The following is a 4,276-nucleotide window of genomic DNA, read 5'->3' on the forward strand; positions in this document are numbered from 1 at the left end:
GTTCCTTTATGGTTGTTTTAGACAATTACCATTAAAGGCGCTGCGGCTTTTTTATTCAAGTGTTCGGTTTAATTTTATAATCTACCATGTCTATATTTTATCTTAACAAGAGTTCTTGCTAGCTTTTCTATTTGTTAAGCTTATAGAATTTATTTTATTGAAAATTAATTTTTTTGTTTTCTAAGTCTAGTGCTGAGTTAAGAGGTTTTGCAAATAAAAAATCAATTTTTATTTGTTCGCTTATATCTGATTTCGATAGTTCTACCATTAATCTGAATTCATGTTGATATTCAAAATTATCTCTCTTAAGAAAGGCTAGATCATCATATGAATCATTAGTAATTTTTTTTCCATTAGAGTAGTATTCTACTGTTTTTCCTGTTAATTTTCTAGTGTTTTCTAAAATACTTTTTTTGCTCAATCCAAGAAGAACAGGTACTCTATTACTGTCTCCATTTAGCAATTCAAAATTATGAATTGCTTGTTTGCTCATAATAAAATACTTATCCGATATTTCTTCAAAGTCAGTTTTTGAATCGAGTTGATAAAATGAAGCTATTCCACATTTCTTTTTATCATCAGTTGTTAAGTCTTGTCCCAAACTAACAGGATAGTCAGTTTTAGCTAAGTGTTTTTTATCAAATGTGGCACCATCGACTTGTATGGATTGAATAGAATCTATTGGATAATCTTTATGGTAAGAACCTTCGCTTTTATCTCCAATGCTTCCAGCCCCTTCTTCTAGTTCTTGTTGAATAAAATGATTCAAAGGACTGAAATTGACAACACCAGAACAAAAACTGTGTAAATATTGTGGTTCAACGAACTTTAATAATACTCGATAATTATCCATTTAAAGTACTTCCTTATTTTAATTACACTGTTACTGAAAAAATTTTTTTAAACTTCAACAATTTTAAATTAAGCTGTTTTCGGATTGGCGGTGCTTTCTTTGTTTTTCAGATACGGAAAATACATAAATGATGAGCTGTCACCGTTATTCTTTCCATTATCAGAAAGTACAATAATCCTATCATCTAATTCGTTTAATAAATCGGCTGGGGACTGTTCATCGGTTTCAGCTGATTGATCTGAATGCTTAATATGATAGTGGCTGTCAATTAGTCTTTCTTTAATTCCTAATTCAAATTCCATGGATTCTATTGTTATTGCTGATGGATTGAAGTTCGGATTATAAACAACTATAATCACAATTTTTTTGGGATTTGCTATTAAACTTGAAATAATTCTTGATAGGTATAAATCGTCACTTTTACCTAAAGATAAACCATAGGAAATTACGATATCAGAAGAGTCGATAGTATCAAATATGTTAGTGACTCTTTTGTCCATTCTATTTCTAGCAAAAGCTTCCTTTACTAAATAATTTGTTAGTATTTTGGACAAATGAATGTTTTGTGGTAAATCATCACGTGTTCCAATACCTAACTCGGGGGTGTCATCAAAATTCCCGTTTGGATATTCTATTTCATTTTTTATTCTTAAAGGCCTTTGAGAGGGTGTAAAAATCTCGTCGAATTCACTTATATTGATTGAATTCACTTCAGATAAATACATTTCTAATAAAGGGGTATAGTTAAAATTTACAAATTCGATAACATGCTGTGACGGAACGAAGCCAGTGGTGCTTAATTTATCTTTTATTAAGCTTTTGAGCAGATCAAGTTGTTGAGGCTTTAATTGGTTTATTGGTTTTGACAGACTTTTTTCTACAACGTTGGGTGTGAATTTGTCAATTTTTTCAATCTCAGTCAACTCTTTCTTGAGATAAAAAGTCATAAGTGCGTTTATATCTTGTAAATTGTGAACAAGATTGACAACTTGTTCTGTAGGATTTTCATTTTGACTTAATTCAAAAATTCTGTCTTTTAATGTTTCTTCAAAATCTGACCATTTTTTTGCGTTAGTAAGTGGTTTTTCTTCTCCGATACTTTTTATTTTAACCGCATTTACTAGTTCTTGAACTAATGGATTTTTTCTTTTTTCCAATGTTTTATATTCTTTATTTATTTCATCCTGCCCGAAAACAGTTTCTAACCAATTATAGAAGTCTGTGTATCTAGATGGTAAGCCAAGATGAATATCAAATCCATTTCCTATTAAGTATGCAATTTTAACCATTGTAGTTATTCTCCAGTTTTGTCAATCATTTTAAAAAATATGTATAAAAAAATTATATACCTCAAACCACCTTCTTGGTAGCTGATTTGAGTTATTCTGAATTGAAAGGTCGATAGTATTATGCAATACCACGCAAGAAGTCCAACACTTAGCATCTGTGTTTAGCTTTGCTGTTGATTTGTATTTGTAGTTAAAAAAGGATAAAAAGGTAAAAAATTATGGCTTTAGATGTTAAAAAAATTCAATCTTTGTCGGAACAATCAATCACAGATTTAAAGACAATTGAAAAACTTGGTGACCTTGAACACCTAGAAGAGCTTAATGGCGAATTGAAGAAAGTATTGGAAAGTGGCGAATTGGAAAGCATTAACCCAATGTTGCCACCATACATCGTGCAAATTCGTAAAAATATCGGCTTTATGATTGGTAATTATCGTTCTACCAAAACACATGCTATCAATCGTAGTAAAGATTTGATGCAGTTGAATGAGCAATTATCACACATCAAGCGTTAATCAATTGTTAGGGGTAGAAAAGGGCTTGCTGATGCGTACAATCAACCATTAGCGAGCTTTTTAGTACATAGAGTGACCGTTCCGACAGGGTGGCGAGCAAGCCCTTGCGAGCCATGCCACGCCCTCGCCCTAGCGTAGCGTTAAAGGGCAGGGTGCGTGGTAGTGGTTAAGACCAAAATACCTTTTGGTCGCACGACTGGCACTTGCGCTGGCGGAACGGTTACTTAAATTTCTAAAACCCCCTCTTACTAACAGGGGGGTTAAAGGGCAAAAGTCGCTACGACAAATACCCCCAAAAGTATCGAGAATGGCTGATATGACGGTGTTTTGAAAATAAAAAATGTTGTAAAAAAAAATCTCGAAATTTTACGGTTTGCAAAGAAAATGTTGAAGGGAGTGGCTATGACGGTCTTAGCAGAAACTAATCAATTTTATAGCGCTACTTTCTTAGGCACAACACAACATAGCTTGGCTTATACGAATACACCGCTAATTAAGGTCGGTTTGAGTTTACATGGCGAATTGCAAGCTGTTAAGACAATAAAGGTCAACGGCAATCAATTATCTAATAGTCTCAAACTAGGCGATTTTATTGAACTAGGCACAATCAAGGGAGATGATTTAAATGGTTACACTGCAATATCAATGTATACCACACAAGCAGATGATAATTATTATCGAAAACTGTTTACTGATTTAGAAAGGTTGAAAAACGTTGGTAAGTATCAATTATTAAAATTAGTGAAAAATATTGAAAAGGAAGATATCGCAATGGAAGATTTTATTAAAGCACCAAAATTGAATGGGTTACATATTAAAACAATTAGAGAATTACTAGGCTTCAATCAATTAACGTTTTCAAAAAAGATGGGCGTTTCAAACACTTTGTTGAGCCTGATTGAGAGTGATAATAAACCAATCACTGATGACTTTGTTCAAAAAATGTATACAACTTTTCCAGATTTGAAAAATGCGCTTGATTTGCAATTTGATTGGGTCACAATAACATTTTCTGATATGACTGGCGAACAGGTTATCAATGATGTGATGCGCTTAAAACCTGAGTTGTTTTTAGAGCGATCAACGACACAAAATTTCTATACACGTGAGTTTGCCTTTGCTGGCGAAAAAAATATCTATGTACAGGACTTTGAGCCAACTAAAGATGTTGATACTAACCAAGATGTTCAAAAAATAGGCGCAACCATGTATCTCACAGGACAAGGCACACGCTTATTTGAAAAAGCCTTATTGGAACAAGGGCTAACATGGAAAAAGTTTTTTGTTCAAGCAAAACGCTTTAAAGGGACATTTTCACGATTGGATATTGCAATCAATGATAATTGGGGTTTGTTAGATATGGAAGAAATTATTGAAGCAACCCAGAAAAATAGATTTTGGAGTAAGTCAAGGTCATTCGCTATTCATGGTAATAATCAAGACGGCTGGACGGCAAACTTTGGCAAGTCGCCTTTTGTTATTCGTATTTATGACAAGCAAAAAGAACAAGAACAAAAAGGGCTAGAAACATCAATTAAAAATCGTGTGGAATTAGAATTACATGCTGATAGAGCCGAGCAAGTCATTAGTGAATGGTTTGAAAACGATAATCTCGTGGA

The 4,276-nt window shown here is 33.1% G+C and carries 4 protein-coding genes; 2 read left to right on the forward strand and 2 right to left on the reverse strand.

Annotated features, from left to right (window positions below):
• Positions 1-154 precede the first annotated feature (154 nt).
• The gene (locus IEU71_RS09620) at positions 155-853 is read right to left on the reverse strand and encodes a hypothetical protein (RefSeq protein ID WP_004912981.1); all 699 of its coding nucleotides are present in this window, start codon (positions 851-853) and stop codon (positions 155-157) included.
• Between the two features lie 68 nt (positions 854-921).
• Entirely contained in the window at positions 922-2,142 is a 1,221-nt protein-coding gene (locus IEU71_RS09625; protein WP_004912977.1) for an AbiH family protein, read from the reverse strand.
• Between the two features lie 218 nt (positions 2,143-2,360).
• Here IEU71_RS09625 and IEU71_RS09630 point away from each other — a divergent pair, with 218 nt between their 5' ends.
• Together IEU71_RS09630 and IEU71_RS09635 are read left to right on the forward strand one after the other, a co-directional pair.
• The gene (locus tag IEU71_RS09630; protein WP_004912974.1) at positions 2,361-2,657 is read left to right on the forward strand and encodes a hypothetical protein; all 297 of its coding nucleotides are present in this window, start codon (positions 2,361-2,363) and stop codon (positions 2,655-2,657) included.
• 402 nt (positions 2,658-3,059) lie between these two features.
• Positions 3,060-4,276 (forward strand): replication initiation factor domain-containing protein (locus tag IEU71_RS09635; protein WP_188349648.1); only part of this gene is annotated, 1,217 nt, incomplete at its 3' end.

The organism is Leuconostoc falkenbergense, assembly GCF_014634805.1.
In the GTDB taxonomy this organism is placed as follows: domain Bacteria; phylum Bacillota; class Bacilli; order Lactobacillales; family Lactobacillaceae; genus Leuconostoc; species Leuconostoc falkenbergense.

Bases quoted from the DNA above. Each gene is read 5' to 3' on its own strand.
- IEU71_RS09620 (WP_004912981.1), bottom strand. From the start codon at position 853: ATGGATAATTATCGAGTATTATTAAAGTTCGTTGAACCACAATATTTA.
- IEU71_RS09625 (WP_004912977.1), bottom strand. From the start codon at position 2,142: ATGGTTAAAATTGCATACTTAATAGGAAATGGATTTGATATTCATCTT.
- IEU71_RS09630 (WP_004912974.1), top strand. From the start codon at position 2,361: ATGGCTTTAGATGTTAAAAAAATTCAATCTTTGTCGGAACAATCAATC.